Raw genomic sequence first — 26,360 nt, 5'->3', positions numbered from 1 at the left:
ATAAGCCGGCTTTTGTTTTTTCGGATTCCCGTAGGAGCGGCCTCGCGCCGTGAAAGGGCTGCAGAGCAGCCCCTGGACCTAAAAGCGCAGATCGCTTGACGAATCCCTCATCTTAGGTTTTGATTGCAACCATTATCTTTCGAATCGAAACTTAAGCCCGAAATGTCGAAACGAAACACCCCCCAACGTCGGCACAACATCCTGGCCTTGCTCAACGAGCAGGGCGAGGTGAGCGTGGACGCCTTGGCCAAGCGTTTCGAAACCTCCGAGGTGACCATCCGCAAGGACCTGGCCGCGCTCGAAGCCAACGGCCTGCTGCTGCGCCGCTATGGCGGCGCGATTCCCGTCCCCCAGGAGATGCTGGTGGAAACCGTGCAGCCGGTGTCCAGCCACAAACAGGCGATCGCCAAGGCGGCGGTAGGGCGTATCCGCGAACACGCGCGCATCATCATCGACAGCGGCAGCACCACGGCTGCCATGATTCCCCAACTGGGCCGCCAGCCTGGCCTGGTGGTGATGACCAACTCCCTGAACGTGGCCCGCGCCATCAGCGAACTCGAGCATGAACCGGTGCTGCTGATGACCGGCGGCACATGGGACCCCCATTCTGAATCCTTCCAGGGCCAGGTCGCCGAGCAAGTACTACGCTCTTACGACTTCGATCAGCTATTCATCGGTGCCGATGGCATCGACCTGGCTCGTGGTACCACCACCTTCAACGAGTTGCTCGGCCTGAGCCGGGTGATGGCAGAGGTGGCGCGGGAAGTGATCGTCATGGTCGAGTCGGACAAGGTAGGGCGCAAGATCCCGAACCTCGAGCTGCCTTGGGGCAGCGTCAACACCCTCATTACAGATGATCGCCTGCCGATGGAGGCACGCGAACAGATTCAAGCCCGCGGCATCAACCTGATCTGCGCCGCGATCAGCCAGGAGCAATAATCATGTGTGGAATCGTCGGGGCCGTAGCCGAGCGTAATATCACCGCCATCCTCATCGAAGGCCTCAAGCGCCTGGAATACCGTGGGTATGACAGCGCTGGCCTGGCGGTCTTCACCCAGGCCGGCGAGCTCGAACGCCGTCGTCGCATTGGCAAGGTCAGCGAACTGGAGACCGCCGTGGCAGCCGAGCCACTGGCCGGCCAGCTGGGCATCGCCCACACCCGTTGGGCCACTCACGGTGCGCCAAGCGAAACCAACGCCCACCCGCACTTCTCCAGCGATGATGTGGCGGTGGTGCACAACGGCATCATCGAGAACCACGAAGCCCTGCGTGAAGAGCTCAAGGACCTGGGCTATGTCTTCGCGTCGCAAACCGACACCGAAGTCATCGTCCACCTGATCCACCACACCCTCAAGACCGTCCCTGACCTCACCGACGCCCTCAAGGCCGCCGTCAAGCGCCTGCACGGCGCCTACGGTCTGGCGCTGATCAGCAAGCAGCAGCCGGACCGCCTGGTCGCCGCGCGCAGCGGCAGCCCGCTGGTGATTGGCCTGGGCCTGGGCGAGAACTTCCTGGCATCCGACCAACTGGCCCTGCGCCAGGTCACTGACCGCTTCATGTACCTCGAAGAAGGCGACATCGCCGAAATCCGCCGTGACCAGGTGAGCATCTGGGACCAGGCCGGGCACAAGGTTCAGCGCGAGACCGTTCAGTACCACGAAGGCGCCGAAGCAGCCGACAAGGGTGCCTATCGCCACTTCATGCTCAAGGAGATCCACGAGCAGCCGAACGTAGTCCAGCGCACCCTGGAAGGCCGCCTGGGCAAGGATCACGTCATGGTCCAGGCCTTCGGCCCACAGGCTGCCGAGCTGTTCGCCAAGGTGCGTAACGTGCAGATCGTCGCCTGCGGCACCAGCTATCACGCCGGCATGGTCGCCCGTTACTGGCTGGAAGAACTGGCCGGCATTCCTTGCCAGGTGGAGGTGGCCAGCGAATTCCGCTACCGCAAGGTGGTGGTGCAGCCGGACACCCTGTTCGTCTCCATCTCCCAGTCCGGCGAAACCGCCGACACCCTGGCGGCGCTGCGCAACGCCAAGGAGCTGGGTTTCCTGGGCAGCCTTGCCATCTGCAACGTGGGTATCAGTTCGCTGGTGCGCGAATCCGACCTGACCTTGCTGACCCTGGCCGGCCCGGAAATCGGCGTGGCCTCGACCAAGGCCTTCACCACCCAGCTGGTTTCGCTGATGTTGCTGACCCTGGCCCTGGGCCAGGTGCGCGGTACCCTGCAAGCCGGGGTCGAGGCCGAGCTGGTGGAAGAACTGCGCCGCCTGCCGACCCGCCTGGGCGAAGCCCTGGCGATGGACGGCATCGTCGAGAAGACCGCCGAACTGTTCGCCGACAAGCACCACACCCTGTTCCTCGGCCGTGGCGCCCAGTACCCGGTGGCCATGGAAGGTGCGCTCAAGCTCAAGGAGATCTCCTACATCCACGCCGAATCCTACCCAGCCGGCGAACTCAAGCACGGCCCGCTGGCCCTGGTGGACAGCGATATGCCGGTGGTCACCGTGGCGCCGAACAACGAACTGCTGGAGAAGCTCAAGTCCAACCTGCAGGAAGTGCGTGCCCGTGGTGGTGAGCTGGTGGTGTTCGCCGACGAACAGGCCGGTATGACCAACGGCGAAGGTACCCATGTGATCAAGGTGCCGCATATCATTGATGCGCTGGCGCCGATCCTGTACACCATCCCGTTGCAGCTGCTGTCGTACTACGTGGCGGTGCTCAAGGGGACTGACGTCGACCAACCGCGTAACCTGGCGAAATCGGTGACGGTGGAATAAGGCGCTGCTTCGCAGCCCATTGTGCTGTTTTTGAATAATAAAGGTTGTCACAAAACAATAAAGGTTGTCACAACGTAATAAAGGTTGTCACAAGGCAGGCTCTGACCGCACATCGGGCCGGAGCCAGGCCTTGGAGATTCGGGTGACAATCCTCTACCCAACGCTGTGACTGTTGTCCTGGCTTAGCCCGCTCTCTGGGGTGTCCCCTGTGCACGACACCTGTCCTCGTCCCGGTCGAGCGGGTCGCCCAATTTTGAGCGACTCGAACAATGGCATCCATGCCCATAGCTCCGGTCAAGGCTGCACATCGCAAGCTGATGACCCAGGCAAAAATAGATAAGAAAATTCAATCGGGTCGTGGGTGTGGAGTCAGAGATTCCTATAAGCCATGGATCAAAGTGTGGGAGATCAAATCAAAGGGTGTCTCTCATATGATCGCGGGAGTTAAAATTCACCGCACACACCACCTGCTGTCCAATGCAGAGCGAGATTACTTAACTGTACTTGAGCACGATGCCTCGATCATCGATATCCGAGAGCAGTATCCTCTGCTGACACAGGCTGAGACCCAAGCAATTGCCTCAAGTATTAACTGTCGCCACCCTGTATATCCTGGCACGCAAATACCTGTCGTTATGACGACGGACTTTCTCGTTACCTTCTTAGATTCCTCTGGCGAAACAAGGCTAGCTGCTCGATCAGTGAAATACCGAAAAGAGTTTGAGCAAGCTGATCTTCAGGCGCGTAATCGAATAGCAGAAAAGCTAGCCATCGAAGAAAAATACTGGGCAATGAGGGGGGTGGACTGGAAGCTGGTCCTGCATGAAAACCTCTCAAAGATAAAATTAGCGAACCTCAAGATTCTCAGGACATACGCCAGTATTCATCCCTCGTTACCGACGGAGAAGAACATCGGCAATTTGCTTGGATACATTGAGGAGGCAAAGACGGATCAAATACCGTTAAAAATTCTTTTGGATAAAGCGTCTCGTGACCTTTACATTGAATATATGGGGGTAAAGCGCCTCTTCCATCACCTGCTATGGAACGGTCGTTTAGAGTCAGATCTTACCTCGAAAATAATAAGCATGTCGCAGCCGTTGCACGTATGGCCGAATCAAAGGTCAGCGGCTTTGTCTCTGCCAAACGAGGTTTCCCATCATGCTTGATCTTAAAATCAACAGCATTGTCACTCCTGGCGAAGAACCTAGCCTACTAAAAAAAGCGGTTCGGATTTTAGGCATAGATGATGCTTCTGTAATTGTGATTGAGCTGAGTACGAATCCCAGCAAGCCGTGGCAGATCGAGCGGTCCGTTTTGATTGACGATATTGACGCAGGGCGCGCAATCTTAAGTCGAGAAATGGTGCCCTTACATCTGCTCAGAAGTGATGATGAAATTAGTGAAAATGAAAAATCGAGCCGAAATCGTAACTGGAGCCTTATAAGAGGGTTAGTAGAAGATCGCTCCGCCTTGGAAATTCTTGGACCGGGTTTTGGAAAGCTGGTTGCTAGGCATGCCCTAGAGGCAGGAGTAGAGCGTAAACAGATATACCGGCTTCTATACCGCTACTGGAGCATGGGGCAGACACCTAACGCGTTTCTATGGAACACTAGTGCTTGCGGTGGTCGGGGAAAGAAAAAGGATCGATCCTCAGGCATTATCCCCGGTAGGCCGCGTAAGTATCGTGGTGTCGTTGTCAATGATGGTGGTGCTATCACGCTCGAACCGCGCCATCTCTCTCATATCCGTTTGGCTTACGGGCGGGTTGCTAGCGGCAAATGCGGCACCCTGAAAGATGCACATAAGTGGATGTTAAACAAATTTTATAGAGAGACTCTGCCAGACGGCTCGAAAGGGAATATTGTACGCGGCAGTTACCCGACTACTACCCAGCTCAGATATCACGGTAAGCTTTTTTTCGATGATCTTTATAAACTTAAGGTGCGTGGCGGTTCTGTTCGATACAACAAAGATCATCGTGCTATCGTTGGCGCAGCTTCCCAAGGCCTGATGGGTGCGACCCATCGATATGAGATAGATTCCACCATCGCTGATGTATATTTAGTGCATCGCGTTAACAGGCTATGGCTCATAGGACGCCCCATACTTTATGTGGTCGTCGATACCTTTACTAGAATGATTGTAGGGATTCACGTGGGCCTTGAGGGTCCCAGTTGGAATGGGGCTCGACACGCGATATACAATGCTTGCACCCCAAAGGTCGATTTTTGCAAGCGATACAATGTTGAAATAGATGAGGCTGACTGGCCGTGCTCGCACTTGCCAGTCGAAATTGTTGCTGACCGGGCCGAACTTCTAAGTGAGGCTGGGGCAACGCTGTCGCAAAGCTTGGGACTAGCGGTGCAAATTTTGCCCCCCTTTAGGCCTGATTGGAAAGGGATCATCGAAAGCCGCTTCCGTCTGATCAATGAACACCTGGACTTGAAATTTGTTCCAGGCGGAGTAGATGCTCGTAAAATGGAGCGTGGTGATAGGGACTACCAACTCGATGCGATTTTGGATATCGACGAGTTCACAGAAATGGTTATTGTAGGGGTCTTGGCGCACAATAAGAGCCTACGCATACCACACCTATTAAGTCGCGAGATGATTGCCGACGGTATAGAAGCGACGCCTATAGCAGTTTGGAATTGGTCTAAAGCTAATAGTCCTATCAATTCTAAAGTGGTTTCTCCGGCTGAGTTGAAAATTGCTTTACTGCCCTCTCAAGAGTGTCGTATCAGTCGAGGCGGTATTGTTTTCCAAGGCGTCCAATATACATGTCAAACAGCCTTGCGTGAGGAGTGGTTGGAGCGCTCACACAATCTGCGGACGAAGTATGTTCGAGTATTCTACGATCCTAACTCTATTGAAAATTGTTGGATCAAGTCCGAAGCAGGTTTTGAGGCTTTAACTATTGTACCGCAGCAACGGCAGAAATATGGTGGACTCCGTATGGAGGAGGTTCTTGATATGGTCCATGTCTTGAACCAAGTATCGCCGGATGCCCGTTATGACAGTGACAATACTGCGGCGCTGGTAAGGGGGCGGCAAGAGGAAATCCTTGACCGGGCCAAAGCCAAACGTGCCGCACAGGGTGACCCGAAATCGAATGCAGATTTCAAGCGGGACAAACGTGCCAAGCGTGCGACCGAAGCTCAGACCGAGCGCGATTCCCATACCGCTGATCTGAATCAGCTACGCGTTGTGGATCACACGCCCCTTGCGGGAGAAAATTCTAGGCCAGTCACCGGCAGGCCCAGTTCCACAAGAAGCGCGGCGTTTCTGAAACTGGTAGTCAGCGAGGGTAGCGAGACAGAGACATGAACGATTTGACCTTCTCCCCCGCAGAATATATTCCTACAGGCATGCCTCAATATGATGGCAACCCGCTGATTGAATGCTTGCCTAGAATTCTCTCGGATGTTGATGTGGTGAGGCGTGTTGGGAACCTTCCGCCGAAGCCCGACGAGGCCGAACGAGCGTTGCCACCGAAGCTTCGCGGCCATGGGATCAACCGGCTCAAAGATGTTGTGGTTCCATTCGAAATCCACTTGCGCCTCGAAGACCTATTCAGCCAGCTGATCCGCTACGGCTATTCGGGCCGCAATCCGCTGTTGGCCTCATCTGTTAGGCATCGATTGCCTTCCTCAGCAGATGCCAAGCGCCATGGATTCATGTCCACCGCTGAGACGATGACCCTGATTGGCTTGAGTGGTATGGGCAAGACCACAGCGCTTAATTCCATAGCAAGGCTTTATCCGCAGGTGATCAGTCACAGCAGATATAAAGACGCGATTCTCATCGAAACCCAGGTTGTGTGGCTAAAGATTGAGTGCCCTCACGATGGCTCGTTGCGCGGTTTTTGCGCAGCATTCTTCTCTGCACTGGACGCTGCGTTAGGTGTCGAAAAATACTCTCGCAGGGGCGGTGCCGCCAACAGCATCAGCGTAATGCTCCAGCACATCAGTCAGCTGTGCAAAACCTTTTTTATCGGTGCTTTGATAATTGATGAAATGCAGCATCTTTGCTCGTCGCGAGGGGGGCAGGATCGGGAAAAGTTACTGAATTTCTTCGTAACTTTATCCAATGATGCGGGCGTTCCGCTTGTCTATGTAGGGACCAACGCAATGCTTCCGCTTTTTTCTGGTGTGTTGCGTAATGCCCGAAGAGCGGCGGGGATGGGACCAATCGCCTTTGACCGTTTCAGCGAAGACGATCCGTTTTGGCATCACTTGGTGTCCCAACTCTGGGCCTATGACTGGACGGAATCTTGCGCTCCCCTGACGAGTGACCTCCTGTCCAAGATCTATGATCTCACCCAGGGCAATACAGATTTCCTAGCGAAACTGCTTATGCTTGCGCAGCGTCATGTTATTTGGGAAGGAATCGACGCCATTACGCCAGCCGTGCTTCAGCAGGTGTATGACAATCAAATGAGGCTTTTGCACAAGCCCATCGAGGCCCTTCGAAGCGGTGATCCTCTTCAGATTGCTGATTTCGAGGACATGATGCCTACAAAAGACCAAATCGCTCAGATGATGAGCTACGACTTGGCTCGCCGGGCGGACCGGGCTCATCTTTCGCTACTTACACAGACCGCAATAGCACCTTCACCTCTAGCAAAGGAAAAATCGGTGCCGAAGGCTCCGAGTCGTACGGTCGTACCGGTTGCTGACGGCGCGTTAACTAACGTGCATTTTTCGAAGGACGAAGACCTTCAGGCTCAGCTCGAACAGCGCGGCTGGGTGGATAGGGATTCTTCCTGGTAATTTGACGCAGGGGAGCTCAGGGCAGTGGCTAACCTTCTGTTCTTCCCCCAGCCGTTTCCGGATGAGTCGCTCTATAGCCTGGCCGTGCGCTATCACAAGCTAGCAGCGAATCAGGGATACCGAGCGACCAGCCAAGAGCTGTTCGGTAGCTACTCGCGTACCTGCGGTTCCATCCTGCCGTGCTGCTTAGAGGCTCTGTCTGAACGTCTCAGAGGCGCCTTCTCTGTAGGAGAGCTGATCGAGCGCTTCACGCTTTTACCGCTTTTTCTGCCTTTTTTGGACGACGAGAAGGGCCGCGATGCTGCCGTTCTAATGGGAGGTAATCGAGGTACAGGCCTCAAGATGGCCTTGGGCATTACAGCATCGCGTTTCCTCCAACACGCCTCGTTTAGGTATTGCGAGAGCTGCGTCAGAGAGGACATTCTGGAGTGCGGCTCAGCTTATTGGCATCGTATTCACCAAGCATCGGGCACTTGCATTTGTCCACGCCACAGCGAAGTACTACAGGCGATTAGATTCCCCGGATGGTCAGATTGGCGTTGTATGTTGCTTCCGGGGGAATCTGCTGGAACGCCGGTTATGGACTGTGGTGACCACAGCGGGGCCGTTGCCATTGCCCACATGCAGCTGTGGGGGCTAGACCATCCCAATGAGATGAAAACGATTCTGGCTGGAAATTTGCTCAGGAACCGTTTGGACGAGATGGGTTTTATCAGGTCTGGACGAATTAGAGAGCAGATGCTGAGAGATTTTTTAACCAGGCGACTTCGGTGCAGTCCTAGCGCCGCCGAATTCGAAGAAATGGTTCGATCCGCTGAGTGGGTCTTTCAGATATTGCGGCGACAAGGTCGAACCGTGCAGCCTTTCAAGTTCTATTTTCTCTGCTGGCTCCTTGATCTAGAGCTGGAGCACCTGAAGACCTACCGTCTAGAGGACGTTAATCGCGCTGGTATTGTGGTCCGGCCTGATGAACCGAATAACCTCATCCCTGACGATGACCTTCACGCCCGGCGAATAGCGTTTGCGAAGAGTACGAATCTCAAATGTCATGACAAGCCGGGCTATCAGTGGTTGTACCGCCACGACAGGGAATGGTTGGCCCGTTATGTTGCTGGGAACCCCTACCACAGAGACCGAAGAATTTTGATCGATTGGCAATCCAGGGACTCGGCCCTTGCGTTGGAGCTCGCTAAAGCGAAGACGATGATTCTTTCTGTAGACGGAAAGCCTCAGCAGGTCACCCGCGCTGCTCTATGTAGGCGTGTCCTAAACGCTCATGCTTTCCTCAAGATGCCGGACCACTTTCCGATGAGCACTAGGTTGATGGCGGGTTTACTTGAGTCTACTCATGACCATCAGCTACGTAAAATCCGGTGGGCAATTCGAGAATACTCGCTGACTGAAAACTGTGCGATGAGTGTTTTATACCGTTATGCAGGAATAAGAATATCTCGCGTATCCGAAGATGAAGTCTTTACGCAGATACGTGACGATATGGATTAGTTTTCATGGCTTCGTGCAAAAGTTTATTGAATATGACTGTTTTCTTCTCCCGCAGCACGTCTTGCTCATCCTTATTATTTAGCAAGTTGAAATAATTTTCAGCGGTGTGGCATCCAAGAAACACATAGATAGGATATTTGTCGCTGGTAGAGATACTGACATGGGTGAGTCTCGAAGTTATGCCCATTTCTTCGTTGATCAGTTTGGAAATATTCAGCTGGGTTTTTTCGAATGCGCTAGTTCGATTTATCATGAGGCTTGCATATGCGACAAAGTCTGCCATTCCATCCTTGATCATAGGGCCGCTATAGTCCAAAAGGTCTGCGACAAATTTGGCATACATATGACGGTTTGATCCGAATTCTCGCTTTTGACGTTTTGACCATGTGTTAAGCTTGCTGCACTTGGCTAGGTGATTAATCTCGTGCTTTTTCATTGGTATTGAGCAGGTCGGACATGTCTCGATTAGAGCGCAGGCATGAGTACTGCACACCTGTACGGAACCCAATACGTGCCTGCGATGAATATAGGGGCTTCCGCAATTATCCAAGTCTTCGCGAACACAATCTGGACAAACCTTTTCCCAAGTTTTCGGTGTGACGATTGCGGTCGCTCGATGACGCCCGAGGGCAGCTATCATAGGATACAAAGTGTGATCGCTTAAGGCTAGGTCCGAAATCTTGTGCTCGTCTAGCAGCTTTGGGTAATAGAATTCTTGATGCGGCCGCCACTCTGTTTGCAACTTCCCCAAAGTCTTATTAATTCCGAACCCAATACGAGGTTTCGCTTTTATATAGAAATCTTCAGTTTTCAACGATTTAATGCCTAGGAGCTCATTGCCGCGCTTAAGCGCAGATGCGATATATTCTCCAGGTAATGGTGTGAAAATTTTCATGCAATGATGTTCTGGAAGACGAGTGGTATGGCATTTTAGTTAGAAGACACCGGTACTGCATACACATTAGTGATCGTTTTGGGCTAAGGTGTGAAGGTTAAAGGGCGTCGGGCGTGCTTGGGAATCAAATTCGATCTAGTCTGACAGCCAACGCACAAGAGGAGGTCGATGCAATGAATCCTACAAGCACGCCCCCACCTGTTGAATCGCAGGCTTTTGCACCAACGTTCCACTTGGTTCATACCGACCTTGATGAGTTGAGCCAGCTGGAGCTCCTGCGTCTTGTCCAAACAGGATTTTTTTTCAGCGACGTGAAATGCATGGTCGAGTCCTCAAGCCTATTCAAGGCTCGTAACCTCGTCAGGCGAATCACAGGAATATCGACCAGAAGCGTTCACCGTCTGAGCCATTCCGTTCAGGCCCATCGCCTGGATGCCCAGCAGAGCGCGGTGGCGTTTCAATATGCGAAAGGACTGGAGCTTGCGTCGAAGGTATTTGGCTCTCAGATGCTCGCGGAGCAGTGGCTTTGTCGGCCGTGCGGCCGTTTGATGGGGTTTGTACCCTTCGAGATGCTCGACACGTCGCTCGGATTCAGCGTGGTAGCGGACTATCTTGAGCGTCTTCGCCTGGGTGTCTATCAGTAGTGTGCCTGAGGGGAATTGGTATGCCGTGTAGACGCAACGCTACCTCCATCTGCAAGCCGGACTTACAACCTTGTAATCCCCGTATCACTCAATTGACAGCGACAAAATCCTAATCTTCAGTCACGTCTATTGGAGTGATTGAAATGAAAGTCATCAAAAGCATCGCGGCCATCCTGGCCATAGTGGCCTCCTCAACCGCGCTCGCCGAAGGAGGATCCGACCGTCTATACGGGAAGATGATTCAGGCCAATGAGCAAGCTATGCGAGCTTATGCGGCCGTCAATGATATGAAGCCACCGGAGGTGATCCATTATCGCTACGGGATGCGGCTCGACGTGGCGAGAGTAATCAGCATGACATCGACCAAGGCGAGCTGTGACGTGATGCCAGCACAGATGAACTACGAGGATTCCAATGGAGACCTGAAAATCCTTGAGTACCGGACCGCTGGTATCGGTTGCCGGGGCCAGAACTGAGCACTGATCGAGCGGGCAGGACTTACGCTGATAAAAAGCCGGGTTGAAGCGTCAATTCCGGCGATTGATCGCCTGGTTACCGGCTTTCATGACTGGTGGAGTACGATGAGAATTGGTAGCTCAGGCAGGACAGCCCAATGACTCAATCAGCGCGCACCACGGTCAAGTGCCTTGATCCCGGCGACGGCTCCGGCGATGTGATTGTGGAACTACCCGACGACATTCTGAGCGAGCTCGGGGTCACGACGGGCGACAGACTCTCCATCGAGCTTATCAACGGCGATATCGTACTCAAGCCAGTCCGCGAGCGCCGTGAATCTGATTAGCTACGCTTTGCAGGCCCTCTGTGTCGTCGTGTTGAGCTGATGAAACTTTCTAGCGGGGATTTATGGGACGGCAGTCAGCCTACTGCCGTCCTTCTGGTCGGTGGGTTATTTGGCTGGATAGTTGGCGACTACTTGGTCCTCGCCGCTTTTGGTCAAACCAATAACCTGGTAGGCATGGCTTACACCATCAACCTCCATGCCTGGGGATCCAGCTGGCATTCCTGGCACGGCGATCCCTACCAGATCGTTCCGCTCCTTGAGTTCTCGAATCTGCTCAGCTGGCACGTGACCTTCAACAAACTTTCCGTCAATCACGGCTGTGTGGCAGGAGGCTAACCGTGGCGCTACGCCCAGCTTCTGTTTCACTGCGCTCATGTCCGTCTCAACATGGTCGGTCACTTTGAAACCATTGGCTTCCAGGTGCGCGATCCACTTCTTGCAGCAACCGCAGTTCGCATCTCGGTGAACGTCGATGGACAATGACTCTGCGGCGTAGGCCGCCGAGGCCACCAGCAGCCCAGCGATTGCGGCTAGCCGAACGAGTATCCGGTTAGTTGGCATGAGTGTGCTCCTTACCGTCTTTGTGAACATGCGTCTTTGTCGACGATTTCGGGTGGGCGTCCGAATGGGCTTCGGCCGCATTGTGGTCACCGTGATGATCTGCCGCTTGGGCGGCGCCTGCGGGTGCAGCTCCATGGTCGTGAGCTGTCTGAGCATGGTCGTCATCTGCCGCTTCGTCGTGATCGCCACGCTCGGCATGACCGCTCCCGCCGTGCTGGCCCTCATGATTATGCATATCGCTTTCACCGCCGCCGTGCTGATGGCCGCCGCTCGTGGCCACCAACGCCTTGTACTGCTCAGAATTCATTTGGGGCAGTTGGTCAAGGAACGCGACTATTCCCCAGATGTACTCATCACCCATGCTCTTGCCCCAGGCGGGCATGCCGGTGGCTTTGATGCCGTGCTTGATCGTCCAGAATGCGGCAGCCGGATCGTCTCCGACACCCACCTTGGTGAGGTCAGGTGGCGACGGGTATAGCGCTTGGCTGAGTTCTGTCTTTCCAACGCCAGGGGCGAGGTGGCACCCAATGCACATGGCGTTGTAGTTGCCTGCGCCTGCCTTGATCAACGCAGCGTTCTTCAGGTCAGGCACTTCAATGTCTCGCGCTCGAACCTCAATCGACCGGTCGCGAGCCATGGCGAGAAACGAATGGACAGCCGGGAAGTGAGGATCATCGGCGCCGACATTCACCAAGCCGAAATACGCGGTGCCCAATACCGCAGCACTTCCGACAGCACCGGCCACAAGCAGCGTTGTAATTGTTCTTTTCATGTTGGAATTCTCAGAACCACATCCTGATACCGGCAACGAAGCGTGCCTCATCAACATCTCCACCCTCGTCTCGGATGAAGTCAGCGGTGTTGCCGTAGGAGCGGCTCCAGGTAACGCCTATGTACGGGGCAAACTGGCGGACGATTTCATACCGTAGACGCAGCCCGACTTCGGTATTGGCCAGACCCGATCCAACACCGCGCTCAGGATCGTTCTTGCCATAGAAGTTCGCCTCAGCCGTGGGCTGCAAAATCAAGCGATTGGTCAGCAGGATGTCGTATTCGCCTTCAAGACGCGCAGCAGTCTGGCCGTTTTCGCCGATGAACGCCGTAGCTTCGGCCTCGAAGTCATACAAGGCCATGCCCTGAATACCAAAGGCTGCCCAGGTCTGCGGTGATTCCGGTTTGAAATCCTGACGGACCCCGGCGACCACGTCCCACCAAGGACTGACCGAGCGCCCGTATAGCAGTTGCAGCTCAGCATCTTCGGTTACCCCGTTGGTGCGCTCGCCTTCCGACCGAACCCAGAGTCGATTGATGTCGCTACCTACCCAGCCAGATGCATCCCAAGCCAGGGTGCTGCCCTCATCGGCGTCCTGGTATTCGAGCTGGTCCAACAGAAAGAAGCTGTTGATTCCGCTGTCGTGCACCTGGTGGCCACCCAAAGGCGGAAAGGCTGCCTCGCGGTCGGCATCAGTGAGCACTGGAATCGGCGTGCGGCTCGTTGTGGTCGGAGAAGTCGCTGAACCAGGATTCATCTGGGAATGGTCCATGCCCTTCATCGAACCGTGATCCATGCCCTTCATGTTTCCATGGCCCATTTTGCTGTGGTCCATCTTGCTATGGTCCACCGGGCTGGATTTGCTCTGGCTTTGAGCATGCCCCATCTGGCTGTGATCAACAGGGGCAGGCTGTTTCTGCTGTTTGCTCATCCCCATCTTGCTGTGATCCATCGCCGGCATCGATTCGGACGGAGCAGCATCCATTTGCATGGAACCGTGCCCCATTTTCGAATGATCCATGCCCGAGTGATCCATTTCTTCAGCGGCGAAGCTGGGCGTTACGCCCAGCATGCCGATTGAAACAGTCAGGGCCAGCAGCGAAGGCCGCCCAAGGCTATTGACCATCTTTCCCTGCCTTAGCTTTGTCGCTGCCATGCGATTCCATCATTTTGTCGTGGTCCATGCCTTCCATCGAGCCATGGTCCATCCCCTTCATCGAGCCATGGTCCATCCCCTTCATCGAGCCGTGGTCCATACCTTCCATGGACCCATGGTCCATGCCTTCATGGTTCATGCCCTGGCCCTGCTTGTCCTGCGAACCTTTGGCTTTACCGGCCTCGGTGGATTTCTGGGAATGCTGATCGTGGTTGTCGCTAGACCACGACGACGGGGCATAAACAGCCAACATGCCGACCATCGCAGCAGAGAGGAAAAAGGCGCTTCGTTTCATTGGTTTGCTCATCTCAAATCTCCAGTTCATTCGTCCACACGGACTTCTCGGAACATGCCCATTTCCATGTGGAACAGTAGGTGACAGTGATAGGCCCAACGTCCCAAGGCATCTGCGGTGACGCGATAGCTTCGTTTTGAGCCAGGTGGCATGTCGATGGTGTGCTTGCGAACCATGAAGTTGCCGTTCTCGTCCTCCAGATCACTCCACATACCGTGGAGATGGATGGGGTGAGTCATCATGGTGTCGTTGACCAAGGTGATGCGAAGACGCTCGCCATATTTCAACCGCAGCGGTTCAGCGTCGGAGAATTTGATACCGTCGAACGACCATGCGAACTTCTCCATTTGGCCGGTAAGGTGCAGTTCGATTGTGCGTCCAGGCTCTCGACCATCGGGATCGATGAAGGTGCTCCGCAAATCGGCGTAGGTCAGCACTCGGCGCCCGTTGTTGCGCAGGCCAATTCCCGGATCGTTCAGCTTCGGGGTCGGCGACATGGTCTGCATATCGACCAACGGGTTGTTGGTCTCGGAAGTCGGATGGCTCTGCATTGCACCGCTCATGCCGGCCATGCCCTCATGACCCATCCCAGCCATCTTGCTGTGATCCATGCCGGCCATGTTGCCGTGGTCCATTCCAGCCATCTTGCTGTGGTCCATGCCGGCCGTGCTGCCATGGTCCATTCCAGCCATCTTGCTGTGGTCCATGCCGGCCATGTTGCCATGGTCCATTCCAGCCATCTTGCTGTGGTCCATGCCGGCCATGTTGCCGTGATCCATTCCAGCCATCTTGCTGTGGTCCATGCCGGCCATGCTGCCATGGTCCATCCCAGCCATCTTGCTGTGATCCATGCCGGCCATGTTCCCTTGGTCCATGCCAGCCATGCCGCCGTGATCCATTCCGCCCATGCTGCCGTGGTCCATGCCCATATCGCTCATGGCGATGATCGGGCGTGGATCTACCTCCGGTACGGGCGCTTGCAAGTCTTCACGAACTGCCAGGGTGCCTCGGGAGTACCCGGTACGGTCCATGGATTGCGCGAAGATCGTATAGGCCTGCTCGTTTTCAGGTTCGACGATGACATCGTAGGTTTCGGCAACGGCGATCCGGAACTCATCGACCGATACGGGTTTGACGTACTGGCCGTCAGCAGCCACAACCGTCATCTTGAGCCCAGGAATCCGGACATCGAAATAGGTCATGGCCGAGCCGTTGATAAAGCGCAGGCGGATCTTCTCGCCGGGCTTGAAGAGTCCCGTCCAGTTGCCGTTCGGAGCCTGGCCGTTCATGAGGTAGGTGTAGGTATACCCGCTCACGTCAGCGAGGTCGGTGGGGCTCATCTTCATTTCAGCCCACATCTTCCGATCCGCTACAGCGGCCGACCAGCCTTTCTCGCTCACATCGTCAACGAAGTCGCTTACAGTGCGCTTGTGGAAGTTGTAGTAGTCAGATTGCTTCTTGAGTTTGGAGAGCACCCGCGCCGGGTCTTCATCCGTCCAATCGCTGAGCATGACGACGTAATCACGGTCGTACACAAACGGCTCCGGATCCTTGGCATCGATCACCAACGCCCCATAGACCCCGGACTGTTCCTGGAGGCCTGAGTGGCTGTGATACCAGTAAGTGCCGTTCTGGTGGACCTTGAACTTGTATTCGTACATGCCATCGGGAGCGATGCCGTGGAAGCTCAAGCCCGGCACACCGTCCATGTTGGCGGGCAGGATGATGCCGTGCCAGTGAATGGAGGTGTCCTGTTTCAGCCGGTTGCGTACGCGCAGCGTCACGGTGTCGCCTTCGCGCCATCGCAGGATCGGCCCTGGCACGGAGCCGTTGATGGCCATGGCCGTACGAGCTGCACCCGTGATGTTGACGGGCAGTTCGCCGATATACAGATCGAAGTCCGTGCCGCTGAGCACGTTCGGTTGGCCAGGGCTGGTCACGGCCCAGACCGGCGCGCGCCACATGCCGAGCCCACCCAGAAGTCCGGTAGCGGCCAGGCCTTTGACGAAAGATCGTCTCGTGGTTTTGCTTTGCATGCCGTTGCGTCCAGTCAGGTAGATCGCTGATATCCAGGCTGCTAGATGGTGCAGCCCTTGGGTTCATTGGAGCTCTCACCAGTCTCGTAGACTTTCGCCACTACGCGAGGCTGATGAGAGGCCGTACTCTGAAACAGCCATAGTTCAGATTCCGGGATGATTACTTTTCTGTAAGCTAGGATCAGCAGCTTTCGTGGCCCGCGTGCTTGCTGGACTGGGCGGCGAATGGCGCCTGCTCTTTCTTCCCCTGCGCAACCTGGGAGGCCTGCATGGAGCTTTGGAGAGCCGCTTCCATCCGTGCAAAGGTCCGGTCCGCGCCGCCCTCTGCCAGGGCAATGCCTGCCATGCCGAAGGTAACGACCATCACAATTGCTTTGACCATGTTCATCTGGAGATCCTCAGTGGGTTCTGCGCCTCATGGCGTCAGGTACAGGGTCAAGTTAGCCTCGCGGTGCTGTCAGAAAACTGATCTCGACATTACTTTTCCGTCAGCTTCTGGTTGGGCTTCTTTTTTCCCGCAAACTGGAAATGCACCCCGCGTGGATGAGAGCAGATGAAATTACTCGTGGCCGAAGATGAGCCGAAAACCGGTGTCTACCTCCAGCAAGGTCTAACAGAAGCTGGCTTCACCGTTGACCGGGTGATGACAGGCACTGACGCCCTGCAACAGGCACAGAGCGAAGCGTATGACTTGCTGATCCTCGACGTGATGATGCCGGGGCTCGATGGCTGGGATGTCCTGCGCAAGATCCGTGCGGCGGGTCAGGATGTGCCGGTCCTTTTCTTGACGGCCCGAGACGGCGTAGACGACCGCGTGAAAGGTTTGGAACTGGGCGCTGATGATTACCTGGTGAAGCCCTTTGCGTTCTCGGAGCTGCTGGCTCGAGTTCGTACGTTGCTGCGCAGAGGCAACGGTGGTTCTGCTCAAACCACTATGAAGATGGCAGACCTTGAGGTGGACCTGCTCAAGCGTCGAGCTACGCGAAACGGCAAGCGGATCGACCTTACTGCCAAGGAGTTTTCCCTGTTGGAGCTGCTCATGCGCCGACGCGGCGAGGTGCTTCCCAAATCGCTGATCGCTTCTCAGGTGTGGGACATGAATTTCGACAGTGACACCAACGTGATCGAGGTCGCGATTCGCCGACTGCGGGCCAAGATTGATGACGACTTCGCGCCAAAGCTAATCCATACCGCCCGAGGCATGGGCTACATGATGGATGTGCCCGAGTGATGCGCCCGCAATCATCGCTCGTCAAGCGGCTGACCCTGATGTTCATGTTCGCGGTGACTGCTGTCCTGGTGGTTGCCGGCGTCGCTTTCTACGGGCTCAGCCAGCACCATTTCCGGATGCTGGATGAGCAGGCGCTTTCTGAAAAGCTGGAGTCAACGCGTCATATCCTTTCCATCTCAGCAGCGCGAGGCGGGCTCGACGATCAGGAGCAGCAGCTGCGGGCATTGCTCGGCGCACATCAGGATCTGTCGGCGAAAATCACCAAGGCTGACGGAACGGTCCTGTTTTCAGACCCCAAAGCCTCCCAGATTCCTCAGCGGTTCGAGCAGGCGCATCGGGGTGCGGTCTGGGAGTGGCAGGATAAAGCGCAGAACTTCCGCGGCATTACCGCCCAGCTGACCATTGCAGGCGAGCCGGAACCGGTGACGGCCGTGCTGATGCTCGATGTCACCACTCACGCCCATTTCTTTGTCACCCTGCAATGGTGGTTCGGAATTGGTCTGGTGATCAGCGCGATTGTGAGCGCAGGCTTGGGCTGGGTCGTGGCCAAAAGCGGGCTTCGGCCTGTTGGGCAAATCACCAAAGTGGCCACCGGGATGTCGGCAAGATCACTTCGCGAACGCATTCCGCTGGAGCCCGTACCGCTAGAGCTTCAGGAGCTCATCCTGTCTTTCAACGGGATGCTGGGACGGTTGGAGGATGCATTCGTTCGGTTGTCCAACTTCTCTGCCGATATCGCTCACGAATTGAGAACGCCAGTCAGCAACCTTCTGACCCATACCGAAGTGGTGCTCACCAAGAAGCGTGACCTGGATGCCTATGAAGAAAACCTCTATTCGAACCTGGAAGACCTCAAGCGCATGTCGCGCATGATCGACGACATGCTGTTCCTGGCCAAGGCGGATAACGGTCTGATCGTGCCCGAGCAGATCGATGTGGAGCTCTCCGAACTCGTATCAAAGCTGTTCGAGTACTACCAATTCCTGGCTGAGGATCAAGGCATCCAACTGACCCTACACGGGCAGGGTAAGGTTCGTGGCGATCGCCTGATGATTGACCGAGCGCTTTCCAACCTTCTATCCAACGCGTTGCGCTACACCCCGGAAGGCAACGAGATATCAGTGCAGATCGAGCAGACGCCTGAAAGCGTGACGCTTTCCGTGCGTAACAGCGGGGTAACCATCGATCCCCAGCACATTGGCAAGATCTTCGACCGATTCTATCGAGCCGATCCAGCCAGACGCGAAGGCGGCCCAAGCAATGCAGGCCTGGGGATGTCGATAACCCGCTCTATCATCGAGGCTCATAGCGGACGAATCTGGTGTACATCAGCGGAGGGTGTCACAACATTCTTCATCAGTCTCCCAGCCTCCAAGCGGTTGGTTAGTGCAGCCCCAACCCCTTAATGCTGAACTCATCCCGGTAACCTATACTCGCCCATCATGAATCGGCTCATTCGACTACTCACCCTCCTGATGCTAATCGTGGCGCTTCCGCTTAACGGGATGGCGGGCATCGATTCGGCGACTGAACCTTGCCCAATGCAGGCGATGGGCATGGAAATGATGGCGGGCATGGACCATGACTGCTGCCAGGACCAAGACCTGGGTAAGACTGGCGACCATGCCAAATCCTGCAAGGTCGGCCAGGAGTGCAGGACTGCCAGTACCGTACAGATTAGCTTCCTGACGCCTGGGCTGACTTTCGCCAAGCCACGACCTGCCGATACCTACGCTGTAGGCATAGCGACAGGTTCTCCCCCCGATCCGTGGCGTCCTCCCCGCGTCTGATTCCCTCTTAATTTCACACCGTCGTTCCGCCTAGCAGCGGGGCGATGGCACGCGCCTGGGCGCTGATCTTTCGAGGAATCATTTTCATGACTCCCCAACGTTTTCAGGGACGGATAACCACGGCCGTCCTGTTCATACTGCTGCCGGCTGTCTCGGCACAGGCTGCAACGCTGTCGCTGGATGAGGCGCTGCAACTGGCTGAACGTAACGCTCCCTCTCTACAGGCCCGCCAGGAGCAGGCATCAGCTGCGCGCAGCGCAGTCATTCCAGCGGGCGAACTACCCGATCCGCGCCTGAATCTCGGGGTACAAAACCTGCCGATTGAAGGCACCGATCGCTGGAGCATGAACAGAGACTTCATGACCATGCAGGTGGTTGGCCTGTCCCAAGAAGTACCGAACCGGGACAAACGCAAAGCTCGCATAGAGACAGCGCAGGCCACGGTCGAGCGAGCCGATGCCGAGGCGATCTTCGAACGCTTGAAGGTTAGGGCGGCAACCGCACAGGCTTGGGTTACTGCGTACACCGTGCAGCGAAAGCTTGAACAGTTCGACGCCTTCTACAAAGAAAACCAGCTGCTGGCTTCCACGGTGCGGGCCCGCCTGGCCGGAGGCGCAGGCTCCAGCGCCGATACGCTGGCTCCCAAGCAAGAAGCCGCGCAGTTGGACGAGCAGAAAGACGTTCTATTGAGTCAGTCAGCTCAGGCGCGAGCCGCGCTGAAGCGCTGGATTGGGCAGGACGCCGAAGTAGGCGCGCCGACCTTCCCTGTCTGGCCTGTAGACGCAGCTGAATACTTGCACTCCGTCCATGCCCATCCGGAGCTCAATACCTACAACGCCATGACACGCGAGGCTCAAGCCCAGGTACACCAGGCTCAGGCGGAAAAGAAATCGGATTGGTCCTGGGGAGTGGATTATCAGCGCCGTGGTCCGGACTTCAGCAACATGGTCAGCCTGCAAGTCAGCTTCCAATTGCCATTGTTTACCAGCTCACGGCAAGACCCGATGATTGCGGCACGACGCGCACAAGTTCGCCAATTGGAAGATGAGCAGGACGCTGCCCTGCGCGAGCATCAAGCCCAGCTTGAAACAGACCTTGTCGAGTACCAACGCTTGCAACGGGCAGTGCGGCGCAGTCGCGAAACACTTTTGCCCCTGGCCGAGGACCGGGTACGCCTCGCTCTGGCGGATTACCGCGCCGGTAAGTCGCCGTTGAGTGAAGTGCTGTCGGCACGCCGGCAGCGTGTGGAGGCACTACTACAGGATGTGGACCTGCAAGGACAGTTGGCGGCAACAGCAGCGCGTCTGCATTTCGTTTATGGAGAGGTGCGGGCATGAGGAATAGGTCGATTGGTTTCGTCGTGGCTGCTGCCCTTGCTATTGGAATAGGCGCTGGCTTCTGGCTAGGTGGGAGAGGTGCGTATTCGCCATCGCAGCCCTTAGGTCAGGAAAAAAAAGCGCTGTACTGGTACGACCCGATGTATCCCCAGCAGCACTTCCCGGCGCCCGGAAAATCGCCGTTCATGGACATGCCGCTCGTGCCCAAGTATTCGGATGACACGGCTGGCGAGGAGCAGCCTGCGGTTCAGGTCTCGGCTGGGCTCCAGCAAAACCTTGGGATTCGATTGGCAACGGTGACGGCTGGCCGGCTAGAACGGACCCTAAGTGTGAGCGGCGTTCTGACGTTCGACGAACGCGACTTCAGCGTGTTGCAGGCCCGTACTGGCGGTTACGTCGAACGCGTCTATGGTCGAGCGACGGGGGACATCGTTGCCAAAGGGGCTCCTCTAGCCGATGTGCTGACCCCGGAGTGGGCTGGTTTGCAGGAGGAATACCTGGCGTTGCGGCATTCTGGCGACGCTCAGCTGACGGCGGCGGCACGACAGCGGCTCGTGCTCGCCGGCATGCCGGCCGACCTGATCAACCGGGTCGCGAGCACTGGGAAGGTGCAGCTCTCGGTCACACTCTCCGCACCCACTGCCGGTGTAATCCAGGTTCTCGATCTGCGACCCGGCATGACGCTGACGCCGGGCGCTACCTTAGCAAGGATCAATGGAGTGGCCAACGTCTGGCTGGAAGCGGCTGTGCCGGAAGCCCAGGCTCAAGGCCTTCGCGAAGGCCAGCCTGTGCAGGCGCAATTGCCAGCGTTCCCAGGCGATCCCATACCGGGCAAGTTGACTGCGCTATTGGCCGATGCCGATTTGCAGAGCCGCACGTTGCGCCTGCGTATCGAGTTGCCCAACCGAGATGGGCGGCTTCGTCCTGGGATGACCGCTCAAGTGGCTCTCCATCCCGGCGAGTCTGCCAAGCAAAGCCTCTTGGTGCCTGCCGAGGCGGTCATCCGCACCGGCAAGCGAGACCTGGTGATGCTGGCTGAAGACGGTGGTCGCTTCCGGCCGGTGGAAGTCGTGTTGGGCCAGGAGAGCAAAGGCCAAGTTGCGGTGTTGCAGGGTCTTCAGGCAGGACAGCGCATCGTCGCGTCCGGGCAATTCCTGTTGGACTCCGACGCTAATTTGAAAGGCATCGAGGCGGCGACGGTGCAGGATAGTCAGCCTAATGCGGGGCCAGCCCTGCATGAAGCGGATGGCCGTGTCGTGCAGATAGACGGCACACAGCTCACCGTTGCCCACGGTCCTTTCATCACCCTGGGCATGCCAGGGATGACCATGACCTTCCCTGTGGCTGAGCAGTCTCTCCTTGATGGCCTCAAGATCGGTGCGCAGATTCGCTTTGGCATACGCGAACGCGACGAGGGCATGGTCGTTGAGCAGATCAAAGTGTTGGAGGGCCAACCATGATTGCCAAACTGATCCGCTGGTCGGTAGGCAACCGTGTGCTGGTGCTCCTCGCCACGCTGTTTCTGGTGGCATGGGGCTTCGTCTCGGTGCGTAGCCTACCAATCGACGCCTTGCCCGACCTGTCGGACGTGCAGGTGATCATCCGCACGTCCTACCCAGGCCAGGCTCCCCAGATCGTTGAGAATCAGGTGACCTATCCGCTGACCACTACCATGCTCTCGGTTCCGGGGGCCAAAACGGTTCGCGGCTTCTCCGCCTTCGGTGACAGCTTCGTCTATGTGCTGTTCGAGGACGGCACCGATCTGTATTGGGCGCGCTCTCGGGTTCTTGAGTACCTGAGCCAGGCGCAATCGCGATTACCTGCCGCAGCCAAGCCGGTACTGGGCCCGGACGCCACCGGGGTGGGCTGGATTTATCAATATGCGCTGGTCGATCGTAACGGCGGCCATGACCTGTCGCAACTGCGCAGCCTGCAGGACTGGTTCCTGCGCTATGAGCTCAAGACGCTGCCGGATGTCGCTGAAGTGGCCACCATCGGCGGTATGGTCAAGCAGTATCAGGTCGTGCTCGATCCGCTGCGCATGGCCAGCCTCGGTATCACCCAGGCTGAGGTGGTGGAGGCTATAGGCAAGGCCAACCAGGAGACCGGTGGCGGTGTACTGGAGCAAGGCGAAGCGGAATTCATGGTACGTGCGGCCGGCTACCTGCGATCGCTGGATGATTTCAGAGCGATACCCCTGCGACTGGCTACCAAGGGCGTGCCGGTGACATTAGGCGACGTCGCTACGGTGCAGATAGGTCCGGAAGCCCGCAGAGGCATAGGCGAACTGGACGGCCTCGGCGAAGCCGTAGGAGGTGTGGTGATCCTGCGCAGCGGGAAGAATGCTCGTGAGGCCATCGCGGACGTCAAGGCTAAGCTCGAAACCCTGAAGAAAGCCCTGCCAGCCGGGGTGGAACTTGTCACCGTCTACGACCGCAGCCAGTTGATCGACCGTGCCGTGGAGAACCTCAGTCACAAGCTGATCGAGGAGTTCTTGGTAGTGGCGTTGGTATGCGCAGCCTTTCTCTGGCACCTGCGCTCGTCATTGGTGGCTATCGTTTCGCTGCCCGTGGGAATCCTGATAGCGCTGATCGTCATGCGTCATCAGGGCATCAACGCCAACATCATGTCCCTTGGCGGAATCGCTATTGCCATCGGTGCAATGGTGGACGCTGCCGTGGTCATGATCGAGAACGCCCACAAACGTGTTGAGGCCTGGCATATCCGGCATCCTGGTCAACCTTTGCGGGGAGAAGCGCATTGGAGGGTAATGACGGAGGCGGCCGTCGAGGTAGGGCCGGCACTGTTCTTCAGCCTCATGATCATCACGCTTTCGTTCATCCCGGTGTTCACGCTGCAAGCCCAGGAAGGACGCCTCTTTGCACCCTTGGCCTTTACCAAGACCTACGCAATGGCTGCGGCAGCTGCGCTATCGGTGACCCTGATACCGGTGCTGATGGGGTACTGGATCAGAGGGCCACTGCCTGCGGAACAGCGCAACCCGCTCAACCGGGGCCTCATCCGGCTATACCGTCCGGCATTGGAGGTCGTCCTGCGCCGGCCTCTGGTTACCCTCGCTGCAGCATTGGTGATCCTGCTCAGCAGTCTGTGGCCCTTGAATCATCTTGGGGGCGAGTTCCTTCCTCCGCTCGATGAAGGTGATCTGCTCTACATGCCTTCAGCCTTGCCTGGACTCTCGGCGCAGAAAGCTTCAGAGCTGTTGCAGCGAACGGATCGTCTGATTCGAACTGTTCCCGAAGTGGCCAGTGTCTTTGGTAAAGCCGGCCGCGCCGAGTCAGCTACCGACCCGGCACCGCTGGAGATGTTCGAGACCACCGTTCGGCTCAAGCCCAAGAGTGAGTGGCGTCCAGGAATGACCACGGACAAGCTTATCGAGGAGCTTGATCGCACTGTGCGTGTGCCTGGGCTGACCAACATCTGGATCCCGCCCATCCGCAACCGCATCGATATGCTGGCCACCGGCATCAAGAGCCCAATCGGCGTCAAGGTGGCCGGCAGCGACCTAGGCCAGATAGACCGGGCCACTCTCGCTGTGGAGCGGGCCGCGAAAAAGGTGCCTGGAGTGACTTCGGCGCTGGCAGAGCGTTTGACTGGTGGCCGCTACATTGATCTGGATATCGACCGCCATGCCGCTGCCCGTTACGGTCTGAACATCACCGACGTACAGGCCATCGTGGCCGGCGCCATTGGTGGCGAAACCATCGGGGAAACAGTTGAAGGCTTGGCCCGCTATCCCATTAGCGTGCGCTATCCACGCGAATGGCGTGATTCGGTGGAGGCGTTGCGTCAGCTGCCGATCTACACCTCGCAGGGCGGCCAGCTGACGCTCGGCAGCGTGGCCCGCATACGTATTGCTGATGGCCCGCCCATGCTGAAGAGCGAGAATGCTCGCCCCTCGGGCTGGGTGTACATCGACGTGCGCGGCCGGGACCTTTCGTCTGTTGTTGCAGACTTACGTCAGGCGATCGACAGCGAGGTAAAGCTCGATTCAGGCATGAGCTTGAGCTACTCCGGCCAGTTCGAATACCTGGAGCGGGCGAACGCCCGTCTGGCCTGGGTGGTGCCAGCGACGCTGGCCATCATCTTCGTGCTGCTCTACCTGACCTTCGGCCGCCTCGGTGAAGCACTGCTCATCATGGGCACTTTACCTTTTGCCCTGACCGGGGGCGTCTGGCTGCTCTACCTGCTGGGCTACAACCTTTCAGTGGCCACAGGCGTTGGCTTCATTGCCCTGGCCGGCGTAGCGGCGGAGTTCGGAGTGATCATGCTCATCTACCTGAATAACGCTTGGGCTGAGCGTCAGGCCAACGGCGAAACTACACGAGCAGCGCTGCTCGACGCGATCCGTGAGGGCGCGGTGCAACGCATCAGGCCCAAGGCAATGACTGTGGCAGTCATCGTTGCAGGCCTGCTGCCCATCCTCTGGAGCAGCGGTACCGGCAGCGAGGTCATGAGCCGCATCGCGGTGCCCATGGTGGGCGGCATGCTCACCGCCCCCTTGCTTTCACTTTTTGTAATCCCTGCGGCGTACTGGCTGATCCGTCGCCGCGAACTTGCTGTAACTACCCCCAACCTCTCAGGAGAAATCCAATGAAAAAGCTAATTGTCATCGCAGGCCTGGTCACAGCTTTCGCCGCCAGTGTGCATGCCCAGGACATGGATGGTATGGACATGAAGAAAATGCCAGCCTCCGCCGAGGGTGGCCAAGGCAGCCAGGCGGCGCCCACTGCGCATGCGGAAGGGACAATTAAGGCGCTGGATCCTCAAAGCGGGAAAATCACCTTGGCGCACGGCCCGGTAGCAGAGCTCAAATGGCCGGCGATGACCATGGGCTTCCAAGCTGAGCCTGCACAGCTGAAGGGCTTGAACGTAGGAGACAAGGTGAAATTTGGGTTCCGTATGGAGGGAAGTGTCGCGAAAATCGTGAGCATCCAGAAGCAGTGATTGAAAAGCCTTGAATGATCGGGCACGCCTTCATACCGAGATGATTCGGACAAGCTTACAGAAATGTAATCAATCTTCAGGCCCCCGTCAGGTCGAACGCTACATACCGTCATGAGACGGTGCACTGGCATCTCATCGACCCGATACCGGAGATATGATCATGAACAGTAGCTTTGATGAATGCATCTCGGAATGCATGCGCTGCGCGCTGGCCTGTGAAGTCTGCGCGTCAGCCTGCCTGCGAGAGCAGGACGTAAAAATGATGGCTGACTGCATCAAGCTGGACAGGGATTGCGCAGATATGTGCAAGCTGGCGGCTACCTTGATGACACGAGAAAGCATGCTCGCCAAGGAATTTTGTGCGTTGTGCGCAAGGATTTGCCGCGCCTGCGGGGAGGCGTGCGGTAAGCATAAGGCAGACCACTGTCAGCATTGCGCACAGACCTGTTTGGCCTGCGCTGCATCCTGCGAAGCAATGGCTGCGTAAGCGTTTTCGCCCAGTCAGCTTTCCATGCGCCTGACAAAGGATATGGATACGTCGTTAACCGTCTGGCTAGGGAGACGGGTAGACCGCTGATGTTGAGCATGCGCTCTGGCGGAGCCTAGCTTGGGCAGCCATTCACCAAGGCGCTGCCTTACGGATCTGATGACAAAAAAGCCCGCCTCGGCGGCGGGCTATCAGATGTCTCCCAGGGGAGGCTGTAGGCCAACAAGTCTCGGAGCAAGCATTTGTAGGATACGCCTCTTGGCTCACGCCCACCAGCCAGCTTCGGCCGGAGCGAATGGTTCTACGTCGAGGGCATTGGAAACGGCTTATGTAG

The 26,360-nt window shown here is 56.8% G+C and carries 23 protein-coding genes; 16 read left to right on the top strand and 7 right to left on the bottom strand.

Annotated features, from left to right (window positions below; genetic code table 11):
• Nucleotides 1–162: 162 nt before the first annotated feature.
• The 6 genes from K8374_RS24215 to K8374_RS24190 all read left to right on the top strand — a co-directional run bounded on the left by K8374_RS24215 (nt 163) and on the right by K8374_RS24190 (nt 9,055).
• Nucleotides 163–939 carry a DeoR/GlpR family DNA-binding transcription regulator gene (locus K8374_RS24215; protein ID WP_196146718.1) on the top strand — a complete coding sequence of 259 codons (777 nt, stop codon included), beginning with the start codon at nt 163–165 and terminating at the stop codon, nt 937–939.
• 2 nt (nt 940–941) lie between these two features.
• Complete coding sequence (glmS, locus tag K8374_RS24210; protein ID WP_224457472.1) at nt 942–2,777, top strand: glutamine--fructose-6-phosphate transaminase (isomerizing); 1,836 nt, start codon at nt 942–944, stop codon at nt 2,775–2,777.
• A 269-nt stretch (nt 2,778–3,046) separates the two neighbouring features.
• Nucleotides 3,047–3,946 (top strand): TnsA endonuclease N-terminal domain-containing protein, encoded by a 900-nt coding sequence (locus K8374_RS24205; protein ID WP_049798467.1) that lies wholly within the window; start codon nt 3,047–3,049, stop codon nt 3,944–3,946.
• Nucleotides 3,939–6,107: a Mu transposase C-terminal domain-containing protein gene (locus K8374_RS24200; protein WP_013974899.1), complete on the top strand. Its 2,169-nt coding sequence runs from the start codon at nt 3,939–3,941 to the stop codon at nt 6,105–6,107. Before K8374_RS24205 ends, K8374_RS24200 begins: the two co-directional genes overlap by 8 nt.
• Entirely contained in the window at nt 6,104–7,552 is a 1,449-nt protein-coding gene (locus K8374_RS24195; RefSeq protein WP_013974898.1) for an ATP-binding protein, read from the top strand. Before K8374_RS24200 ends, K8374_RS24195 begins: the two co-directional genes overlap by 4 nt.
• 24 nt (nt 7,553–7,576) lie before the next feature.
• Nucleotides 7,577–9,055 carry a TnsD family Tn7-like transposition protein gene (locus tag K8374_RS24190; protein WP_013974897.1) on the top strand — a complete coding sequence of 493 codons (1,479 nt, stop codon included), beginning with the start codon at nt 7,577–7,579 and terminating at the stop codon, nt 9,053–9,055.
• Here the strand turns inward: K8374_RS24190 and K8374_RS24185 are convergent.
• On the bottom strand, nt 9,027–9,950 hold the full coding sequence (locus tag K8374_RS24185) for a TniQ family protein (RefSeq protein ID WP_114167560.1): 924 nt from the start codon (nt 9,948–9,950) through the stop codon (nt 9,027–9,029). The two genes, K8374_RS24190 and K8374_RS24185, sit on opposite strands and share 29 nt — an antisense overlap.
• Nucleotides 9,951–10,123: 173 nt before the next feature.
• On the opposite strand from K8374_RS24185, the gene K8374_RS24180 reads away from it, so the two are divergent.
• From K8374_RS24180 to K8374_RS24170, 3 genes are all read left to right on the top strand, one after another.
• Nucleotides 10,124–10,594 carry an antitoxin Xre/MbcA/ParS toxin-binding domain-containing protein gene (locus tag K8374_RS24180; protein ID WP_044047197.1) on the top strand — a complete coding sequence of 157 codons (471 nt, stop codon included), beginning with the start codon at nt 10,124–10,126 and terminating at the stop codon, nt 10,592–10,594.
• Nucleotides 10,595–10,737: 143 nt separating this feature from the next.
• Nucleotides 10,738–11,070: a DUF2790 domain-containing protein gene (locus tag K8374_RS24175; protein ID WP_044047196.1), complete on the top strand. Its 333-nt coding sequence runs from the start codon at nt 10,738–10,740 to the stop codon at nt 11,068–11,070.
• 137 nt (nt 11,071–11,207) lie between these two features.
• Nucleotides 11,208–11,396 carry an AbrB/MazE/SpoVT family DNA-binding domain-containing protein gene (locus tag K8374_RS24170; protein WP_044047195.1) on the top strand — a complete coding sequence of 63 codons (189 nt, stop codon included), beginning with the start codon at nt 11,208–11,210 and terminating at the stop codon, nt 11,394–11,396.
• A 105-nt stretch (nt 11,397–11,501) separates the two neighbouring features.
• On the opposite strand, the gene K8374_RS24165 is transcribed toward K8374_RS24170, so the two are convergent.
• The 6 genes from K8374_RS24165 to K8374_RS24140 form a co-directional block, all read right to left on the bottom strand.
• Nucleotides 11,502–11,957 (bottom strand): DUF411 domain-containing protein, encoded by a 456-nt coding sequence (locus K8374_RS24165; protein ID WP_044047194.1) that lies wholly within the window; start codon nt 11,955–11,957, stop codon nt 11,502–11,504.
• Complete coding sequence (locus K8374_RS24160) at nt 11,947–12,729, bottom strand: c-type cytochrome (protein ID WP_013974894.1); 783 nt, start codon at nt 12,727–12,729, stop codon at nt 11,947–11,949. The genes K8374_RS24165 and K8374_RS24160 overlap by 11 nt, the downstream gene beginning before the upstream one ends.
• Nucleotides 12,730–12,739: 10 nt before the next feature.
• Nucleotides 12,740–13,855 carry a copper resistance protein B gene (locus K8374_RS24155; RefSeq protein WP_044047193.1) on the bottom strand — a complete coding sequence of 372 codons (1,116 nt, stop codon included), beginning with the start codon at nt 13,853–13,855 and terminating at the stop codon, nt 12,740–12,742.
• Complete coding sequence (locus tag K8374_RS24150) at nt 13,845–14,192, bottom strand: hypothetical protein (protein WP_013974892.1); 348 nt, start codon at nt 14,190–14,192, stop codon at nt 13,845–13,847. Before K8374_RS24150 ends, K8374_RS24155 begins: the two co-directional genes overlap by 11 nt.
• Before the next feature lie 14 nt (nt 14,193–14,206).
• The gene (locus K8374_RS24145; protein WP_044047191.1) at nt 14,207–16,216 is read right to left on the bottom strand and encodes a copper resistance system multicopper oxidase; all 2,010 of its coding nucleotides are present in this window, start codon (nt 16,214–16,216) and stop codon (nt 14,207–14,209) included.
• A 181-nt stretch (nt 16,217–16,397) separates the two neighbouring features.
• Entirely contained in the window at nt 16,398–16,604 is a 207-nt protein-coding gene (locus tag K8374_RS24140) for a co-regulatory protein PtrA N-terminal domain-containing protein (RefSeq protein WP_013974890.1), read from the bottom strand.
• A 165-nt stretch (nt 16,605–16,769) separates the two neighbouring features.
• On the opposite strand from K8374_RS24140, the gene K8374_RS24135 reads away from it, so the two are divergent.
• The 7 genes from K8374_RS24135 (at nt 16,770) to K8374_RS24100 (ending at nt 26,026) form a co-directional block, all read left to right on the top strand.
• Nucleotides 16,770–17,447 carry a heavy metal response regulator transcription factor gene (locus K8374_RS24135; RefSeq protein WP_044047190.1) on the top strand — a complete coding sequence of 226 codons (678 nt, stop codon included), beginning with the start codon at nt 16,770–16,772 and terminating at the stop codon, nt 17,445–17,447.
• On the top strand, nt 17,447–18,853 hold the full coding sequence (locus K8374_RS24130; protein ID WP_224457471.1) for a heavy metal sensor histidine kinase: 1,407 nt from the start codon (nt 17,447–17,449) through the stop codon (nt 18,851–18,853). Before K8374_RS24135 ends, K8374_RS24130 begins: the two co-directional genes overlap by 1 nt.
• A gap of 470 nt (nt 18,854–19,323) precedes the next feature.
• On the top strand, nt 19,324–20,574 hold the full coding sequence (locus K8374_RS24120) for a TolC family protein (RefSeq protein ID WP_049798466.1): 1,251 nt from the start codon (nt 19,324–19,326) through the stop codon (nt 20,572–20,574).
• Nucleotides 20,571–22,034: an efflux RND transporter periplasmic adaptor subunit gene (locus tag K8374_RS24115; RefSeq protein WP_044047188.1), complete on the top strand. Its 1,464-nt coding sequence runs from the start codon at nt 20,571–20,573 to the stop codon at nt 22,032–22,034. Before K8374_RS24120 ends, K8374_RS24115 begins: the two co-directional genes overlap by 4 nt.
• Entirely contained in the window at nt 22,031–25,189 is a 3,159-nt protein-coding gene (locus K8374_RS24110) for an efflux RND transporter permease subunit (protein WP_013974884.1), read from the top strand. The genes K8374_RS24115 and K8374_RS24110 overlap by 4 nt, the downstream gene beginning before the upstream one ends.
• Nucleotides 25,186–25,539 (top strand): copper-binding protein, encoded by a 354-nt coding sequence (locus K8374_RS24105; protein ID WP_047595905.1) that lies wholly within the window; start codon nt 25,186–25,188, stop codon nt 25,537–25,539. The genes K8374_RS24110 and K8374_RS24105 overlap by 4 nt, the downstream gene beginning before the upstream one ends.
• 160 nt (nt 25,540–25,699) lie before the next feature.
• A complete protein-coding gene (locus tag K8374_RS24100; RefSeq protein WP_085982928.1) occupies nt 25,700–26,026 on the top strand; it encodes a four-helix bundle copper-binding protein in 327 nt (108 codons plus the stop codon).
• Nucleotides 26,027–26,360 lie beyond the last annotated feature (334 nt).

Source organism: Pseudomonas sp. p1(2021b), assembly GCF_020151015.1.
Classification (GTDB): domain Bacteria; phylum Pseudomonadota; class Gammaproteobacteria; order Pseudomonadales; family Pseudomonadaceae; genus Aquipseudomonas; species Aquipseudomonas putida_K.
The sequence above is the reverse complement of the archived record's forward strand: the minus strand, read 5'-3'. Positions and strand labels throughout refer to the sequence as shown.

Coding starts and splice junctions, on each gene's coding strand:
- K8374_RS24175 (WP_044047196.1), top strand. CDS start 10,738: ATGAAAGTCATCAAAAGCATCGCGGCCATCCTGGCCATAGTGGCCTCC.
- K8374_RS24200 (WP_013974899.1), top strand. CDS start 3,939: ATGCTTGATCTTAAAATCAACAGCATTGTCACTCCTGGCGAAGAACCT.
- K8374_RS24195 (WP_013974898.1), top strand. CDS start 6,104: ATGAACGATTTGACCTTCTCCCCCGCAGAATATATTCCTACAGGCATG.
- K8374_RS24215 (WP_196146718.1), top strand. CDS start 163: ATGTCGAAACGAAACACCCCCCAACGTCGGCACAACATCCTGGCCTTG.
- K8374_RS24140 (WP_013974890.1), bottom strand. CDS start 16,604: ATGAACATGGTCAAAGCAATTGTGATGGTCGTTACCTTCGGCATGGCA.
- K8374_RS24170 (WP_044047195.1), top strand. CDS start 11,208: ATGACTCAATCAGCGCGCACCACGGTCAAGTGCCTTGATCCCGGCGAC.
- K8374_RS24155 (WP_044047193.1), bottom strand. CDS start 13,855: ATGGTCAATAGCCTTGGGCGGCCTTCGCTGCTGGCCCTGACTGTTTCA.
- K8374_RS24165 (WP_044047194.1), bottom strand. CDS start 11,957: ATGCCAACTAACCGGATACTCGTTCGGCTAGCCGCAATCGCTGGGCTG.
- K8374_RS24110 (WP_013974884.1), top strand. CDS start 22,031: ATGATTGCCAAACTGATCCGCTGGTCGGTAGGCAACCGTGTGCTGGTG.
- K8374_RS24100 (WP_085982928.1), top strand. CDS start 25,700: ATGAACAGTAGCTTTGATGAATGCATCTCGGAATGCATGCGCTGCGCG.
- K8374_RS24115 (WP_044047188.1), top strand. CDS start 20,571: ATGAGGAATAGGTCGATTGGTTTCGTCGTGGCTGCTGCCCTTGCTATT.
- glmS (WP_224457472.1), top strand. CDS start 942: ATGTGTGGAATCGTCGGGGCCGTAGCCGAGCGTAATATCACCGCCATC.
- K8374_RS24105 (WP_047595905.1), top strand. CDS start 25,186: ATGAAAAAGCTAATTGTCATCGCAGGCCTGGTCACAGCTTTCGCCGCC.
- K8374_RS24205 (WP_049798467.1), top strand. CDS start 3,047: ATGGCATCCATGCCCATAGCTCCGGTCAAGGCTGCACATCGCAAGCTG.
- K8374_RS24185 (WP_114167560.1), bottom strand. CDS start 9,950: ATGAAAATTTTCACACCATTACCTGGAGAATATATCGCATCTGCGCTT.
- K8374_RS24160 (WP_013974894.1), bottom strand. CDS start 12,729: ATGAAAAGAACAATTACAACGCTGCTTGTGGCCGGTGCTGTCGGAAGT.
- K8374_RS24130 (WP_224457471.1), top strand. CDS start 17,447: ATGCGCCCGCAATCATCGCTCGTCAAGCGGCTGACCCTGATGTTCATG.
- K8374_RS24120 (WP_049798466.1), top strand. CDS start 19,324: ATGACTCCCCAACGTTTTCAGGGACGGATAACCACGGCCGTCCTGTTC.
- K8374_RS24145 (WP_044047191.1), bottom strand. CDS start 16,216: ATGCAAAGCAAAACCACGAGACGATCTTTCGTCAAAGGCCTGGCCGCT.
- K8374_RS24135 (WP_044047190.1), top strand. CDS start 16,770: ATGAAATTACTCGTGGCCGAAGATGAGCCGAAAACCGGTGTCTACCTC.
- K8374_RS24150 (WP_013974892.1), bottom strand. CDS start 14,192: ATGAGCAAACCAATGAAACGAAGCGCCTTTTTCCTCTCTGCTGCGATG.
- K8374_RS24180 (WP_044047197.1), top strand. CDS start 10,124: ATGAATCCTACAAGCACGCCCCCACCTGTTGAATCGCAGGCTTTTGCA.